This window comes from Pseudomonas machongensis (genome assembly GCF_034961125.1).
In the GTDB taxonomy this organism is placed as follows: Bacteria; Pseudomonadota; Gammaproteobacteria; order Pseudomonadales; family Pseudomonadaceae; genus Aquipseudomonas; species Aquipseudomonas machongensis.
In genome coordinates, this window is sequence record NZ_JAYFUI010000017.1 from 1 (window position 1) to 427 (window position 427).

The window sequence follows — 427 nt, forward strand, 5'->3', positions numbered from 1 at the left end:
GGCCAGGGCGAACGCCTGTTCGTCGGCTCTTTTCACGGCCGTCTGCACGGCGGTACCCAATGCGTTTTCCACGGTATCGATCAGCGCGTTGAGCGGAAGCGTTTGCAGGTTGTCCTGCAAACGCACCGTGATGAAGGCCTGGCTGCGCTGGCTATGGGGCGTCGCAACGATACCTGCACTGCTGCCCAGCCATTGCAGAATGGCCTGCGGGTCGAGCGTCTGGTTGGCGAAGTCTGTGAGAAACTGCTGCTGAATGAGCTGGCGCGCTAGCGCAGCGGAGCATGGGCAAGTGGATGAATAGGGGATTTCCACGTGTTGTTCCACGTGGAACATCTCGTCTTCGATGCGTGCATCAAGGGTGATCGGGTAGCGCTTCCAGCCCTCCAATGGGCTGACAAGCGCTGGACGCTTAAGCAGATAGTCGAAT

1 protein-coding gene is annotated in these 427 nt (G+C 59.3%); it reads right to left on the reverse strand.

The window, feature by feature from the left end:
* The coding region (locus tag VA602_RS00495; RefSeq protein WP_323452165.1) for a GTP cyclohydrolase, FolE2/MptA family at positions 1-427 on the reverse strand (427 nt) is incomplete at both ends.